Origin of the sequence: Malacoplasma iowae, assembly GCF_900660615.1 — a bacterium.
GTDB classification, from domain to species: Bacteria; Bacillota_I; Bacilli_A; order Mycoplasmatales; family Mycoplasmoidaceae; genus Malacoplasma; species Malacoplasma iowae.
In genome coordinates this window covers 966,675-983,018 of the sequence record NZ_LR215023.1, presented here as the reverse complement: position 1 = coordinate 983,018, position 16,344 = coordinate 966,675, and the positions used below count along the sequence as shown (strand labels likewise).

The window sequence follows — 16,344 nt, the reverse complement described above, 5'->3', positions numbered from 1 at the left end:
TTGTATGTTTATTAAACTAGATTTTGTTTTAATATTACACAACGTTATAAACAGTTATATGTTTATTCTTATTAAATTTCAATGGTGCATTTATGGAGGATTATATGTCTAAAAATATAGAATACATGTTTTTAAGATTCAATAAATTAAAGTTGCCGCTTTATATTTATTTTCTTCCAATAGTTGGTTTAATTATTTTGAACTCAATAATGCAATCTTGATTTATAAACATCAATAATGAATTAGATAAAAAGTTGTGAAGACCTATTCCATATTGTATTGTCTTTATGTCCATACCAGTAGTTGTTATAGGATTTTTTATAGGTTTTTTTGATAATCCATTACCTTTATATATCTATATTAGTGCTTATTGGGGGTTAACAATAACACTTACACCACTTTTTATTTATTTGATAAAAAAGAGAGTGTATAAAATATATTTAAAAAATAAAAATTCAAATATTGATCTTACAAACTGAACATTTGAAGAAGGTAAAAATAATTTTTTTAAAAATATGACTGAAAATTTTTTTAAACCTGGAAATCTTTTTTTAAGATTTTACAAAACATATATCGATGATATTAATTATTTAGATGAGTCATATTCAAATATAAGAGTAAGAAAATATTTTTTAGCAAGAAATATTGGAACAATAAGAACAGGTGGAGCAACATTTAGTGGATTTGGTTTTGTTATATGTCCCATGAACTACATTTCGTTGTTAGAATCTGGAAAATTTTTATTGGATGTAGATTGTGAATTTGATAGAAAAAAAATATTTTGTTGATTTTCAACAATAACAAGATTTATTTTGTGCAGCTTTTCAATTTTTAGCTTGCCAATATCTTTTAATAAACTTATTTATGATCTGAATGATTCAAACATTTTATTTTTTTTAATTTCAATTGGTATATCAATAATACTTTTAATTTTTCTTTTTATAATAAATTCCAAAAGTTTTTTTGATGTTAGAAAAAGCGTTAAATATAATAGTGAGGTAAAATAATGCAATTACCTGATTTGATTTACTTAATTATTTTTTTAATAATGTTTTTTGTTTTGTTTGGATTGAAATGATTATCATTTGTAGTAAATAAAAAAGCATGTAAAAAACTATCACAAGTTATTGAAAAAAATAAAATGAACAATTACAAAACTATATTTGAATCTAATCAAAGTTCAATATATTTGTTTTATACATCTTTGTTCTGAAGGATATATGCATTTGTTCCAATAATCCCAATAGTTTGTGTTGTAGCTGTAGCTTATTTAACAAATAACTTCACTGATGCAAGAAAATATATAATTATTGGTTTTGTAATAATTTATGCAATAGTTCTTATAGTTTTGATATATTTTTTTAAACCAAAAAATTATTTATCATCTTTCAAAAGATTAGAAGAACTTCAAACTAAAATGGAAAAAGAAAAAATAAGTGAAATAACAAACCATAAAGTGGAAATAAGATATTGACTAACAATACTAGTTTCTAATGATATTTATTTAAGAAATATTGCAATTGTACCCAAAAAGTTTATTGTAGTTTCAATTCAAATTTTATATATGGACAAGAAAAACAAATTAGATCAAAATAAAGTGCAAGAAATAGAACAACTATTTAGTTTGTATTTTTAAAGTGATATAAAAATAAGAAGTATATAAATCACATTAATCTTTTACTTAATTAAAAAATGAAGCACAATACTTAAAGTATGTACTTCATATGTTAATAAGTATTGTAATAAATTAATTATTACAAGTTGTTAAATAATATTTTATATAATATCTAACATAGTTTTGCTAGGTATTATTTTTTTATTTATCTAAACTGAATTCTGGATATGTGTCAGTTTTTTGATCTAGTGATGATTCGTGTCTATTAAGTTTTCTATCAATTAAATAAACATCTTCTTCATCTAAAACTAAATCAATTTTTGCAATATTTTCTTTTACTCTTTCTTCTGAAGAACTTTTAATAATTGGAGCAGTTTTAAAACTACTAGCATAGGCTATTAATAATTGAGGTACTGTACAATTATATTTTTTTGCCATTTCAATTAAAAAAGAATTTTTTAAATTTTCTTTTATTAATCCAAGTGGGGTTCAAGCTTGGATTACAATCTTTTTTTCTAAATTGTATTTAATTCTATCTCTTCTTGTATAATTTGCTGATAGTTCTATTTGATTAATTTCAGGATATACACCAGTTTCTGTGTATAAAATTTCTATCATGTCCTTATCAAAATTTGATACTCCAATATGTTTTACTAATCCAAGTTTTTTTGCTTGAATTAATTCTTTTCAAGCTTTTACATTATATGTGTTATCAACGTGTGGTCTGTGAAGTAATACACTATCAACACATTCAAGTTGTAAATCTTTTAATTGACTTTTAAGTTGTTGAATCACATCTTGCTTAAAAAAAGGAGTTCATATCTTTGTTTGAATTGGTGGTATTTTATAGTTTTGATTTCTTAAAGTACTTAAAGCGTCACCAATTATTTTTTCATTTTCATAAACTCAAGCAGTATCTATAAAGTCATAGTTATTTTCTATAGCTCATCTTAATTGATCAACAATCAATTTAGGATCAAGTGCTTGTCATGTACCAAATCCTATTTTTGCTTCTAATATATTTTTTGCCATCTTAATTTACCTTTCCTTATTTATAGACGGTTTATAAACCATCGTCATTACACTTTTATATTAATGATAATTATTTAAATTAATGACAAAATTTTCAGAATTTGCAAAATTAGCAAAAAACTATGTAGAGTGCTAAAAAATGTGTTATACTATTTGCATTAACAACTAATAGGAGGCTTTTATGGCTAGTAATATTATTATAGGAATCGATTTAGGGACAACTAACTCTTGTGTCTCTGTAATCGAAAATGGTAAACCTAAAATTTTAGAAACTCCAGAAGGGAAAAGAACAATTCCATCTGTTGTTTCATTTAAAGGTGAAGAAACAATCGTTGGTGAAGCTGCAAAAAGACAAATGGTTACAAACAAGAATACAATTCACTCAATTAAAAGATTAATTGGTACTAAAGAAACTGTTGAAATTGAAGGTAAAAAATATACTCCTGAAGAAATTTCAGCAAAAATCTTAACTTACATTAAAAAATGTGCTGAAGAAAAACTTGGTGTAACTATTAATAAAGCTGTAATTACTGTTCCAGCTTACTTTAACGATTCTCAAAGACAAGCTACAAAAAATGCTGGTAAAATTGCTGGATTAGAAGTTGAAAGAATAATTAATGAACCAACTGCTGCTGCATTAGCCTATGGTATAGATAAATTAAATAAAGAACAAAAAGTATTAGTATATGACCTTGGTGGTGGTACTTTTGACGTTTCTATATTAGAAATAGCTGATGGAACATTTGAAGTATTGGCAACTTCTGGTGATAATCACTTAGGTGGAGATGACTGAGATCAAAAGATAATTGATTGAATTGTTGCTGAAGTTAAATCTAATCACAAAGTTGATTTATCTACTGACAAAATGGCTATGCAAAGATTAAAAGATGCAGCAGAAAAAGCAAAAATTGAATTATCAGGTTTAAAAGAAGTTGAGATTCAATTACCATTCATCTCAATGACAAACGATGGTCCTTTAAATGTTGAACTTAAATTAAGTCGTGCTAAATTTGAAGAACTAACTAAGGACTTATTAGAAAGAACTGTAAAACCAGTTGAAGATGCATTAAAAGAAGCAAAACTTTCAGCTAATGATATTGATAAAGTTTTATTAGTTGGTGGTTCTACAAGAATGCCTGCTGTTGAAGAACTTGTAACAAGAAAAATTAACAAAACTCCAGATAAATCAATTAATCCTGATGAAGTTGTTGCACAAGGTGCAGCTATTCAAGGTGGAGTTTTAATGGGCGATGTTAAAGACATCTTATTATTAGATGTTACCCCATTGACTTTAAGTATTGAAACTTTAGGTGGAGTTGCTACTCCAATTATTAAAAGAAATTCAACTATTCCAATTTCAAAATCTCAAATTTTCTCTACTGCATCAGATAATCAACCATCAGTTGATGTTCACATTGTTCAAGGTGAACGTCCAATGGTTGCTGATAATAAATCTTTAGGAAGATTTATCTTGGATGGAATAGAACCAGCTCCACGTGGTGTTCCTCAAATTGAAATTACTTTCAACATTGATGCTAATGGTATTTTAAATGTTAAAGCTGTAGATAAAAAAACTAACAAAGAAGCTAACATTACTATTAAAGACTCAAGTGGTTTAAGTCAAGACGAAATAGATAGAATGGTTAAAGAAGCTGAAGAAAACAAAGAAAAAGATGAAAAAATTAAAATGCAAAAAGAAACTAAATATAGAGCTGAATCTTTAATCAACACTTTAAAACAAGGACTTGAATCTGAAGAAGGTAAAAAAGCCGAACCTGCTCAAAGAGAACAAGCACAAAAACAAATTGATGAATTAGAAAAATTATTAAAAGAAGAAAAATATGATGAATTAAAAACAAAAATTGATCAATTTGAAGCTATGGCTTCTCAATTTGCAGAGGCAATGAAAAACCAAAAAGCTGATCCAACTAAAAAAGAAGAAACTAAAGAGGAAGATAAAAAAGAAAAAAATTAAAGCAATAAGCTTTTATGTTAAAAATCTCTTATTGATAGAACAATAAGAGATTTTTTTATTTTTTTTGTAGTTTCTTTTAAAAAAAGTTATTTAGATATTGGTATGAAGATAGAATTACAAACTAATAAATATGAATGTGGATTATGTGTTTTAGTTTCTATGCATAATTATTATTACAAAGATAAAATCAAAAAACATGATCTACATAAAATAATTCCAATAAAAAAGAAAGGATTATCAATCTATGATTTAGAAATCATAGCAAATAAAATTAATTTAGATGTTGAATCATATAAATCTGATTTTAATGAGTTTTTAAAATACAATAATGAAGAATATTTTGTTACATATGTAAAATCATATGGATACAACCATTTTGTTATTGCTAAAAAATCAAAAGAATTCATAACAATATATGATAGTTCTGGAACAGTTAAAAAATATTCCTATGATGAATTTGAAAATATATATTGTGGATGTATTATAGAGTTTAGCAAAAGAAGAGTATATAAAGAAATAGATTTTTCTCTAAATGAAATAAACAAACAAAAATTATACTTACCATCAAAGCATATGTATTGTTTTTTTATGGTTATTTTTGATTTACTTTTTATGACTATAGGATTAATCGGAAGTGGTTTTATTAAAATAGCAATTGATAAAATAATTCCATTAAATTTAAATCAAAACTTATTTTTCATTGGTTTTTTCTTTATTGTTTTATTTTTATTTCAATATATAAGTGATTATTTTGCTACATTAATAAAAATTAATGTGTGTCAAAAAATTATGAAAGAAAATATATTAATTCACACAAATGTTTTAAAAAATAAAGATAAAGTATTTTTTGATAATATAGATAAGAAAATATTAATGCAATATCCACAAGCTATTGGAACAATAATTATAAAAAAATATTTAAATGATTTGAATTTAATTTCTGATGTCATTTATTGTTTAATAGTTTTTATTTTAATAGTTTTGAATTCATATATTTATTTAATTGGATCATTTTTATATTTAATAATAGTATTATCAATTAGTTATTTTAAAAACAAATTGGCAAAAGATAATTTTGAAAAACTAAATTTTTCAAAAAATAATGTTGAAATCCAATATCTTAAATATTATGATTTTTTGATTACAGAAAAAAATGTTGACAAACAAAAAGAATTAGAACAAGATTGTCACAAAAATGCATGAAAATATTATGATGATTATAATAATGTAAATATAAAAGATTCATTTTTGACACTGCTTGATAATACATTTAGCAAATTTATATATTGCTGCTTAATTATGGTTTCTTGTTATTTTATTAATCAAAAAATAGACAAATCATTAACTATATCTGAAATGGTATATAGTTTCACTTTGCTTTCTTTGATAACAAATTCTTTTGGAGATATTTTTAAATATTTTGCAAGTTACCCTAACTATAAAAAAAGTAATATTTTAGTAAATGATTTTTTGGTTTTAAACAATAAGAATTTAATTGATAAAAATTTAACACTTAATAAAATCAAAAAAATACAATTAAATAATTTAACTTATTTTTATGATGATAAAAAAATATTTTGAAACAGTAACTTCACTTTTATAAACAATACATTGATTACAGGGAAAAATGGAGTAGGCAAGTCAACGTTGCTAAAAATACTTTCATTATTTATAAAACCAGATGGTAATAATTTTTCATATATGATTAATGGAATAAATTTAAAAAATATAAATCAAATAGATTATGATGATAAATTAATTTATTTACCATCTAATGCAATATTAGATTTCAATATTGAAAAAATAATTAATCACTCAATAGAAGTAAGAAACATCATGGTTGATTTTTTAAAAGAAAGTAAAATTGATTTAAATCAGAAATCATTTAGTCATGGGGAAATTCAGATGTTAAATTATATATCTTTGTTAACAGCTGAAAATAAAGTCATTTTATTAGATGAATCATTTAGTAATTTAAATCAAAAATGAATTTCATATGTATTTGAAAAAATACACCCTCATATAGTTAAACATAATTTTGTAATTTGTACATCACACACAAAAGGAATTAAAAAACACTTTAATTTTAATGTGGAGTTAAGCAATGAAATATAAAATAAACATATTAGGTTTAATAATTTTCTTTCTATTTTTATTTATCATTTTATTTGGGTTTTTTTATCAAGTAAATGATTATAAAAACGGAACAATAATATTGATTAATGATCATCAATATATTCAGTTAAATGGAACACAAAATTTATACAATCCTGGTGATAAATTAATTTTGAATTATTTAGATAATGAAATTAAATGTTATGTAGATAATGTGGTTTATCAAGATAACTTTACAATTATTTATATTAATAAATATATTAGTATAAAAGATGCTCAATATAGTATTAAAATTCACGATAAAAACATAAGTTTATTTTTTTATATATTAAAAAATATTTTTTAAATTTTTAATATTATAATTTTGTTATATGTTCAAAATTCAAATAAATGATAAATATAATTTTTTAGATAAAAAAATGCTTTCTTTAATTAAAAAAGCTTCAAAAATAATTTTTTTGTCAGAGAAATTAAAAGGTAAATTAATTTTTGAAATATCAATTCAAAATAACGATGAATCAAAAGAAATGAATAATTCTTTTAGAAAAAAAAATTATCCAACAGATGTAATTACTTTTTCTTTTTGAGATAACAATGAGTTTAAAACGAACCTTGTTGGAGAAATATATTTAAATTATGAAAAAACAATTTCACAATCAAAAGAATATAACCATTCAATTTATAGAGAAACACTTTTTTTAATTTGTCATGGAATATATCATCTATTAGGTTATGATCATCAAAATGAAAATGATGAAAAAATTATGCTTAATAAGCAATATAATGTATTAGATAAGATAAAATTAGGTAATAGAAGTGTCAAATAAAAATAATAATCAGTTTGTTGCTATATTGAAAAAATTCCTTTATGCATTTAGGGGACTTGTTTATGCTATAAAAGAAGAGAAATCATTGGTTATTCATTTTATTGTTAGTGTTATTGTCTTAACTGTTGCTGGAATTATTAATAAACAAATGAAAACAATTGACTGAATAATTCTTGTTATTGTTATATTTTTAGTAATTGGTGTTGAATTAATAAATACAGCTATAGAGAACATAGTTGATATGATTTCTTTTAAATATAATTTTAATGCCAGAAAGATAAAAGATATATCAGCTGCAGCTTCGCTTGTTTTTTCTTTGATGTCAGTTATTGTTGGACTTTTAATTTTTATTCCTAAGTTTATTGTTATTTTTAATCAAATTTCTTCAGGGGCTAGTGCATAATGAAAGTTGGAGTTGTATCAATAGTTGGTAAACCTAATGTTGGGAAATCAACATTAATTAATGCTATTTTTAAAAAAGAAGTTGTAATTTCATCAAGTAAACCACAAACAACAAGAAACAAAATACAAATTGTTTATAAAGATGATAATTCAGAAATATTATTTTCTGATACTCCTGGATATCATAATCCAAAAAACAAATTAGATTTATTTTTAAATTCACAAGTTAAAAAATCATTAAAGAACACAGATGTAATTGTTTTCTTATTTGATATTTCAAGAAAGTTTGATGATGAAGATCAAAAAATTTTGGATGAAATAAAGAAATTCAAAATAAAGAAAATAATTCTTGGAGTTAATAAAATTGATTTAGTTAATGAACAAGACATAAATTCAAAAATAGAAACAGTTAAACAACAAATGGATTTTGATGAAATAATTTTTTTAAGTAGTAAAGATCAGACAAATATTGATAAACTTATGGATTTATTAAAATCAAACTTAGAAGAAGTTGATACTAATAACTTTTATGAAAAGGAATCAGTTGAACAAAAAGAAGAATTTTTTGTAAGTGAAATAATTAGACAAGTAATTATTAATAATTTTAGACAAGAAATTCCATATAGTGTAGCTGTTGTAATTGATAAAATGGATTATGATGAAACTAAAAATCTTTTAACTATTTTTTATTCAATAGTAGTTGAAAAAGAATCTCAAAAACCAATAATAATAGGAAAAAATGGTAACACGATCAAAAAGCTTGGAATTTTAATTAGAGCTAAACTTAGCGAAGTGTATGATTGCAAACTTTTCCTACAATCTTTTGTAAAAGTGAAAAAAAATTGAAGAGACAATAATGAAATTATTAAAGATTTAGGATACAAAAAATAATGTCTGAAACAATTACTAAAGGGTATTTGATTAATAGAGAAGATTATGAGCTCTTTGATGAAATAATAACTTTTATAAATGAATATGGTAATGTTTTTAGTTGTATGGCAAAAGGAGTTAAAAAAATAAATTCAAAAAATGGAAGGAATTTGTTTTTTGGTAATTTTTTAGAGTTTGAATTTTTCTTATCAAGAGATAGTAAAAAAATTGGAAAACTAAAAAGAGTAAAACTTTTAGAACCTAATGATAGTAATATTAATTTTAATTCAGCTCTTCTTTTTTTAAATGCAGCTTCTTATATGAGTCAATTAAGTGGAATAAAATTTTTTAAATTTTATAAACAATCACTTGAATATATAAAAAAAGTAAATAATCAAAATTTACTTATATTGTACATAATAATAAACTTAATTAGGTTATCTGGAATAAAATTAATTTTAAATTCATGTTCATCTTGTGCAAATAAAAACATTTCTAATTTTAGTGAAACAAATTTTGGTTTTGTTTGTTCAAAATGTGATGATAATCACCTTAAAATTGATATTAACGTTTTAAAACTAATATTTCTTATTGATAATAAAAGATTTTCAGAATCAGAAAAGTTTAGTGATCAAGTAAAAATATCTGCAATTAAGTTATTAGTTTATTTTTATAAAAATAACGGTGGACCAAATTTATTTAATTTAATTAAATAAAAAAACTATAAAAACAATTAAGTTTATAATAATTAATGTTTAATGAGGATTATTATGAGTAAAGTTAATCAAGAACAAATTATTAATCATTTAAAGACATATGGTTTTGTTTATCAAAACTCTGAAATATATGGTGGACTTTCAAATGCTTGAGATATGGGCCCTTTAGGTAGTTTGTTAAAAAACAATTTAAAGAATTTGTGAATTAATTATTTTATTACATCTGTACCAAATATGCATTTAATAGATACAAATATTATTCTTAATCCATTGGTTTGAAAAGCTAGTGGTCATATTGATAATTTTAGTGACCCTTTAATTGATTGTAAAAATTGTAAATCTAGATATAGAGCAGATAAATTAATAGAAGAAAATTGTAATGAAAAAATAAATGAGCAAACAGCTGATGATGTGTTAATTGAAATAATTAACAAACATAATATAAAGTGTCCAAATTGTAAAAAACAAGAATGAACAAAAATTAGAAAATTTAATTTAATGTTTGAAACTTTTATTGGTGTTGTTGAAGATGCTAAAGACAAAGCTTTTTTAAGACCTGAAACAGCACAAGGTATTTTTATTAATTTTAAAAATATTGCTAGAACTCAACGTGCTAAATTACCATTTGGAGTTGGTCAAATTGGTAAGGCTTTTAGAAATGAAATAACACCTGGAAACTTTATCTTTAGAACAAGGGAATTTGAACAAATGGAAATCGAGTTTTTTTGTGAAGAAAAAGATGAAGAAAAATCTTTTGATATGTTTGAACAAAAAATAAAAAGTTTTTTATTTGATCAATTAAAAATAAAAAAAGAAAATATTTCAATTATTAATTATCCAAAAGAAGAACTTTCTCACTATTCTAAAAAAACTATTGATTTCTTTTATGATTTTCCTCATGGTAAATCTGAATTGTGAGGACTTGCTAATCGTGGAGTGTATGATTTAACGCACCATCAAGAATTTAGTAAAAAAGATTTAACTTATCTTGACCCAAATGATAATTCAAAAAAGATTATAGCTTCTGTTATTGAACCATCAGTTGGTGTTGAACGTTTATTATATGCTGTTCTTATTGATGCTTATTATGAAGAAATTGTTGAAAATGAAACTAGGGTAGTATTAAAATTAGATGAAAAAATTGCACCATATAAAATTGCAGTTTTACCACTTAATAACAAACTAACAGAAGAAGCTAATAGTTTATTTTTTGAATTATTATCAAAAAATGTAAGTGCAACTTTTGATTCATCTGGTTCAATTGGAAAAAGATATAGAAGACAAGATGCAATTGGTACACCATATTGTTTAACTTTTGATTTTGATAGCTTAAATGACAAATCTGTAACAATTAGAGAACGTGATTCAATGAAACAAGTAAGAATAAAAATAAGTGATATCAATTTAGATAATTTAAAAAGTTTATTTTAAAAATTACACTAATGTGTAATTTTTATTTTGTTAATACATTTATAAACATTAAAATAATTTATAGTGGAGTTTAAAATGAATGATAGCTTTTCAATTTATAGATATATCATTGACAAGTGTAGTATAGTTGATGTAATAAAAAATTACATTAACTTGCAAAAAAAAGGAAATAACTACTGAGGTTTGTGTCCCTTTCATGGTGATAACAATCCATCTTTATCTGTTAATGAATCTAAAAAAATATTTAAATGTTTTGTTTGTAATGCAAAAGGTAATGCAATTAATTTTGTTGCAAAATATAAAAAAATTAGTGATTTTAATGCAATTAAAGAAATAGCTACAACATTTAATTTAAGTGATATTAATTTAAATAATTATTTCAAAAATTATAGTGATATTAATGAAAAATGAGAAAAAATTTATAAATTAAATTCTCAAGCTTGTTTCATTTACCACAAATCATTACTTGCAGATAAATATGAAAAGCAACTTAATTATTTGTTAGATAGAAATTTAACAATAGATCTTATTAAAGAATATGAAATAGGATATGCACCAAATGAAGATAATAGTAAATATTTGTTTAGTAGATTAACAAATGAAAATAATATGTTTGGCGCAAATAGAGATGAAAATTTTATTTGAACCCCAAATCAACTTGTTGAAAATAGTTTGGCCATTCTAAAAGATGATGGGACTTATTCAGATTTTTTTTGAGATAGAATTATTATTCCAATTAAAGATGAACACAATAATATTGTTGGTTTTAGTGGAAGAATTTTAAATCAAAGTGGCAATATAAAATATCTAAACACTAAAACAACAGATGTTTTTAAAAAAGAAAACTTATTGTTTAATTTTAATAATTTTGATAAAACACAATTTAATGAAATATTTCTTGTTGAAGGTTACATGGATGTTTTTGCTTTTAGACAAATTAATATTGAAAATGTAATAGCTTCAATGGGAACAGCGTTTACTAATCATCAAATTAATTTAATAAAAAAATACCCTAATATAAAAAGTATTATTCTTTGTTTTGACAATGATAATGCAGGATATAATGCAACAATGGAATTTGTTAAAAAAATTAAAAATTGAAATATAAATATTTTTATTGTTAAACCATATGATAAAAATTTTAAAGACATAGATGAATACCTAAAAGCAAATGGTAAAGAAAAAACAAGAAATATTGTTTCAAACCACATTAGTGTTGTGGAATTTCAAATAGAAAAAAAGTTTAGTGAAACAACAACTGATAAAGAAAAAAAAGTTTATGCTAATGAAATAATTGCTAATATTAATGAAATTGGCTTTAATGAATTATTTATTGATTCTGATTTACAAAAACTATCTAATGCTTCAGGAATAAGTGTAGAAAATTTAAAAACACTTATTAATAAAAAGAGTAATGAAAATTTAATTTATCAAAATAAGCAAAACAATTATTATAAAAAACAAAAAAACAACAATTATTTTTTTAATTCTATAGATGATATTAATATATATGGTTTTCCTAAAATATCACAATCAAAACCTTTAGATCCAAATTTTTATTTAAATCGGTTAGTAAAAAAGGAATTAGATTTAATTCAATTAATTTGCAATAATAATTACCTGTGCAAAATATACTTTGACACTATTGGTGACATTTATTTTGTTGATAAAAATGATATGTGATTTTTTAAATCATTATTTTATTATTTAAGACTATGTATGGAAAATGATATAAAAGTTTCTTATAAGGTTTTAATTAAATTAATTAATTTATATGAAGAAAATCCTGTTATTAAAGAACAATTAATTGAATTGATAAATCATTATCAAGAAAAAGTAGCAAGTTCTTTAGCTAATGAAATAAATAACCTTCAAAAAATGGAAGGTTATATAAATGAAGATTCTTTATTGCAAAAAGAAAACATTAGAGGATTAACTTTAATGAAAGATTTATTATATGGAATAGAGAGTATAAAATTTAAAGAAATTGCTTTATCTAATAAAGATGACATAAGTGAACAAATAAAAAAAATATCTAAAGAAATAGAGATTAAATTAGATAAAATAAACAAAGAAATAAATCCAAATGATTAAAAATATTGTTTAGAGGTTAGTTATTTTTCAACTACCAAAAAACAATATGCTCGATTGACATGTGAAGTGCAACACTCAAAAAAGAGTGTGCACTTCATTTGTTTTGTTTGTAAGTGTTCACTAATAAAAAGATAATGAATATTAGGAGTGCTTATGAAAACTTATAAACATTTAACAAAAGAAGAAAGATGCTTAATTTATTTTCTTTGAAATAAAGAAAAATATTCTATGAATAAGATTGCAAAAATCTTAAATAAAAACAAATCAACAATATCAAGAGAATTAAAAAGAAACACATCTTCAACAGGGATTTATTATTCATCAACTGCTCACAAAAAATACATTAGAAGAAAATCAAATTGTCATATGTTTTTTATGTTGAAGTACAAAAACTTCACAGATCTTTTTATTCAAAAATTTAATCCTAAATCTCATGGTGTAGAAGCTACAATTTTTTGAATAAAAGAAAACTATCCGTTAGTTAAAGTTCCAAGTGCTAGGCAAGTATTTAGATGAATCAATAGCAAGATTTGAAAGATACAAAGAAGAGATTGTTTAAGAAGAAAATATGTTAAAGGAAAAAGAAGAAAAATAGGTATATTTTCTAAAATTGATGGAAAATACTGCATTCCTTATAGTCTAAGACCAGAAAAGATAAACAATAGAAAAGAATTTGGACATTGAGAAGCTGATCTAATAGTTAGTAAAAGGCAAAGTGGTTATTACCACTTATTGACATTAGTGGAAAGAAAAACAAGGTTGGCAATTATTAGAAAAATAAAAGGGAAGAACGCTAGATCAATGATGGCTAAAATGTATACCATTATTCGAGATGAAAAACTCCCAATAAAAAGCATCACTGTTGATAATGGGTTAGAGTTTCAAATGATGGGAATAACTGCAAAACAATTCAACTTTAAAGTTTATTATTGCCAACCTTATTCTTCATTCCAAAGAGGGTCCAACGAGAACATAAATGGGATAGTTAGAAGATGATATAAAAAAGGAACTGACTTCAGTTTAGTAAGTGAAGATAAAATAAAAACTCTTGAATGAAAAGTAAACAACATCCCAAGAAAAATGTTTGGTTATAAAACAGCTTACCAAATGTATCAAGAAAATATTTAAAACAAAAAAACTCTCAACTTATATTTCAAAGTCGAGAGTTTAATGTAACATTGAAGTGTTGCACTTCACATGTCAGTTAGGGATATTGTTTAGAGGTTAGTTATTTTTCAACTACCAAAAAACAATATTTTTTTATATTCTTGAATATATATTGAATTAATTTTTCTTTTTTATTGATGCAATACTTTCTTTATAAAATGTTTCTCATTCATTTTGATTTAAACTTTCAAATTCTTTTATTTTATAGACTTTTATTTCATCATCTTTTAAATACTTAAATGCTTCATCTATAGTTTCAACGGGTTTTTCTCCTCTTCCAATACATGTATCTTCAACATAATTTAAAATATCTTGTTCAGTTTTAAAAATTAAAAACAAACCCACATAACTTGAATGGTCTAAAAAATAATAATTTGTTATGTCTAAATCTTTTTTGTTGAAAACATTTTCTTTAAAAAATGTGTCAAAACCTTTTAAAGTTTTAAAAACAGAAAACGATTTTGAACAAAATTGGTATATGTCATCTAATGAATTAATTTGCAGAATTTGGTTGTTTTTTATCAAAGTATCTGCTTTATTATTTTGCAATGGTTCTAAAATAAGTTTCATATATATCTCCTATTCAAACTTTTTAAATTATAAAGTTTTAGTTATATATTTAAAATATTTTTGTTTTATTATTGATACCAATTTATATTTAGTAAGCAAAAATATTTTAATATCTCATATTAAAATTGTTTTTTATGTTATCATAATTAGGTAATATACTAAAGACAGTAACGAGTTATAACTTTAAAAAAGTTACCGAGGCATATTAACATAACAATATTTAATTTATTTTTATTAATATTTTTTGTTAATAATGGTTTTATGTCTTTAAGGATATGAAACCATATTTTAGTTTATTACATTGTTTAGGAAAGGATATAATCATGAGAAAAATAATAAAAATTAAAGAAAATTTAGTTAGCGAAGTTTCTCAAGAAATTAGTAGTGCTAAATCATTTATTATTTTTGAATATTCTGGACTGACAGCTGAAGAAATGACTGTTTTAAGAAAAAAATTATTAGCTAACAAAGCTAAAGTTAAAATTTTAAAAAACAACATTTTAAATAGAGCATTAGTTAAATCTAATATTAAAGATTTTGGTGACCTTATTGGGCCTAATGCAATCGCAATTGGATATGAAGATGAAATTGCTCCTTTAAAAGAAGTATTTGAATTAACTAAAGAAAATACTTTTATTAAAATTAAAGGATCTTATTTAGAAAACCAATTTTTGGATGAAGAAAAAACAAAAGCAGTTGCTTCTCTTCCAAATCGTGAAGGAATGTATAGCATGTTCTTATCATGTCTTACATCACCAATTAGAGGTTTCCTATACGCTCTAAAAGCTGTAGCGGATACAAAAAATTAATTAATAAATTTATTTAGAATCAAGGAGAATTATTATGGCTAAAATTACAAGCAAAGATATTATTGAATCACTTAAAGAAATGACAATGCTAGAAATTAAAGATTTAATTGAAGCAATTGAAAAAGAATTTGGTGTATCAGCGGCTGCTCCAGTTGCAGTTGCTGGTCCAGCAGCAGCTGGTCCTGCAAACGCTGCTCCAAGTGAAGTAACTGTAGTTTTAACAAGCGCTGGAGCTAGCAAAGTTAATGTTATTAAAGTTGTGAGAGAAATTACAGGTTTAGGTTTAATGGAAGCTAAAGCTTTAGTTGACAATGCACCAAGTCCAATTAAAGAAGGTGTAAAAATGGAAGATGCTGAAGCTATGAAAAAACAATTCACTGATGCTGGTGCAACTGTAGAATTCAAATAGTTTTTATTTAGTAGTTTTAAATGAAAAAAGATATTCACACTAAAAGTCAATTTGTAACTTTTACATGCGCATCATGTAGTAGTAAATTTGAAATTAAATCAACTTTAAAAGATAAAGAAGTAACTATTGATATTTGTTCAAGTTGTCATCCATTTTATTCAGGTACATCAACTGGTCAACAAATTAAAGGTAGAGCTGAACAATTTAGTAAAAAAATTGTTACTCAACCAACTAAAAAAGTTGAAAAGAAAAATGAACCTAAAAAACAAAACAAGAAAATTGTTAAATCTCTTGGCAATATATAGTAATACT

At 23.3% G+C, this 16,344-nt stretch carries 17 protein-coding genes; 15 read left to right on the top strand and 2 right to left on the bottom strand.

What is annotated here, in order from left to right; translation table 4 throughout:
* Window positions 1-104: 104 nt before the first annotated feature.
* Together EXC57_RS03875 and EXC57_RS03870 are read left to right on the top strand one after the other, a co-directional pair.
* The gene (locus EXC57_RS03875; protein ID WP_129692667.1) at window positions 105-1,007 is read left to right on the top strand and encodes a hypothetical protein; all 903 of its coding nucleotides are present in this window, start codon (window positions 105-107) and stop codon (window positions 1,005-1,007) included.
* Window positions 1,007-1,636: a hypothetical protein gene (locus EXC57_RS03870; protein WP_129692666.1), complete on the top strand. Its 630-nt coding sequence runs from the start codon at window positions 1,007-1,009 to the stop codon at window positions 1,634-1,636. The genes EXC57_RS03875 and EXC57_RS03870 overlap by 1 nt, the downstream gene beginning before the upstream one ends.
* A 180-nt stretch (window positions 1,637-1,816) precedes the next feature.
* On the opposite strand, the gene EXC57_RS03865 is transcribed toward EXC57_RS03870, so the two are convergent.
* A complete protein-coding gene (locus tag EXC57_RS03865) occupies window positions 1,817-2,647 on the bottom strand; it encodes an aldo/keto reductase family protein (protein WP_004024989.1) in 831 nt (276 codons plus the stop codon).
* Between the two features lie 181 nt (window positions 2,648-2,828).
* On the opposite strand from EXC57_RS03865, the gene dnaK reads away from it, so the two are divergent.
* The 10 genes from dnaK (at window position 2,829) to EXC57_RS03815 (ending at window position 14,205) form a co-directional block, all read left to right on the top strand.
* The gene (gene dnaK / locus EXC57_RS03860; protein WP_004024990.1) at window positions 2,829-4,622 is read left to right on the top strand and encodes a molecular chaperone DnaK; all 1,794 of its coding nucleotides are present in this window, start codon (window positions 2,829-2,831) and stop codon (window positions 4,620-4,622) included.
* A 102-nt stretch (window positions 4,623-4,724) separates the two neighbouring features.
* Window positions 4,725-6,737 carry a cysteine peptidase family C39 domain-containing protein gene (locus EXC57_RS03855; protein ID WP_129692665.1) on the top strand — a complete coding sequence of 671 codons (2,013 nt, stop codon included), beginning with the start codon at window positions 4,725-4,727 and terminating at the stop codon, window positions 6,735-6,737.
* Window positions 6,727-7,083, top strand: coding sequence for a hypothetical protein (locus tag EXC57_RS03850; RefSeq protein WP_004024992.1), 357 nt, complete (start codon window positions 6,727-6,729; stop codon window positions 7,081-7,083). Before EXC57_RS03855 ends, EXC57_RS03850 begins: the two co-directional genes overlap by 11 nt.
* 25 nt (window positions 7,084-7,108) lie before the next feature.
* Entirely contained in the window at window positions 7,109-7,564 is a 456-nt protein-coding gene (gene ybeY / locus EXC57_RS03845; protein WP_004024993.1) for an rRNA maturation RNase YbeY, read from the top strand.
* Window positions 7,554-7,967: a diacylglycerol kinase family protein gene (locus EXC57_RS03840; protein WP_004024994.1), complete on the top strand. Its 414-nt coding sequence runs from the start codon at window positions 7,554-7,556 to the stop codon at window positions 7,965-7,967. Before ybeY ends, EXC57_RS03840 begins: the two co-directional genes overlap by 11 nt.
* Entirely contained in the window at window positions 7,967-8,857 is an 891-nt protein-coding gene (era, locus tag EXC57_RS03835; RefSeq protein WP_004024995.1) for a GTPase Era, read from the top strand. The genes EXC57_RS03840 and era overlap by 1 nt, the downstream gene beginning before the upstream one ends.
* Window positions 8,857-9,552 carry a DNA repair protein RecO gene (gene recO / locus EXC57_RS03830; protein ID WP_004024996.1) on the top strand — a complete coding sequence of 232 codons (696 nt, stop codon included), beginning with the start codon at window positions 8,857-8,859 and terminating at the stop codon, window positions 9,550-9,552. The genes era and recO overlap by 1 nt, the downstream gene beginning before the upstream one ends.
* Window positions 9,553-9,606: 54 nt before the next feature.
* Window positions 9,607-10,983: a glycine--tRNA ligase gene (locus tag EXC57_RS03825; RefSeq protein WP_036452206.1), complete on the top strand. Its 1,377-nt coding sequence runs from the start codon at window positions 9,607-9,609 to the stop codon at window positions 10,981-10,983.
* A gap of 75 nt (window positions 10,984-11,058) precedes the next feature.
* Window positions 11,059-13,077, top strand: coding sequence for a DNA primase (gene dnaG / locus EXC57_RS03820; protein WP_129692663.1), 2,019 nt, complete (start codon window positions 11,059-11,061; stop codon window positions 13,075-13,077).
* Between the two features lie 153 nt (window positions 13,078-13,230).
* Window positions 13,231-14,205, top strand: coding sequence for an IS30 family transposase (locus EXC57_RS03815; RefSeq protein WP_129692495.1), 975 nt, complete (start codon window positions 13,231-13,233; stop codon window positions 14,203-14,205).
* Window positions 14,206-14,361: 156 nt separating this feature from the next.
* On the opposite strand, the gene EXC57_RS03810 is transcribed toward EXC57_RS03815, so the two are convergent.
* The gene (locus EXC57_RS03810) at window positions 14,362-14,814 is read right to left on the bottom strand and encodes a hypothetical protein (protein ID WP_004025211.1); all 453 of its coding nucleotides are present in this window, start codon (window positions 14,812-14,814) and stop codon (window positions 14,362-14,364) included.
* A gap of 323 nt (window positions 14,815-15,137) precedes the next feature.
* Here EXC57_RS03810 and rplJ point away from each other — a divergent pair, with 323 nt between their 5' ends.
* Genes rplJ through rpmE form a run of 3 tightly spaced genes read left to right on the top strand, consistent with a single transcriptional unit; the run spans window position 15,138 to window position 16,337 of the window.
* Entirely contained in the window at window positions 15,138-15,623 is a 486-nt protein-coding gene (gene rplJ, locus EXC57_RS03805) for a 50S ribosomal protein L10 (RefSeq protein WP_004025210.1), read from the top strand.
* 34 nt (window positions 15,624-15,657) lie between these two features.
* Window positions 15,658-16,032 (top strand): 50S ribosomal protein L7/L12, encoded by a 375-nt coding sequence (gene rplL / locus EXC57_RS03800; RefSeq protein WP_004025209.1) that lies wholly within the window; start codon window positions 15,658-15,660, stop codon window positions 16,030-16,032.
* A 20-nt stretch (window positions 16,033-16,052) separates the two neighbouring features.
* Window positions 16,053-16,337, top strand: a complete 285-nt coding sequence (rpmE, locus tag EXC57_RS03795) for a 50S ribosomal protein L31 (protein WP_004025208.1) — start codon at window positions 16,053-16,055, stop codon at window positions 16,335-16,337.
* Window positions 16,338-16,344: the final 7 nt, after the last annotated feature.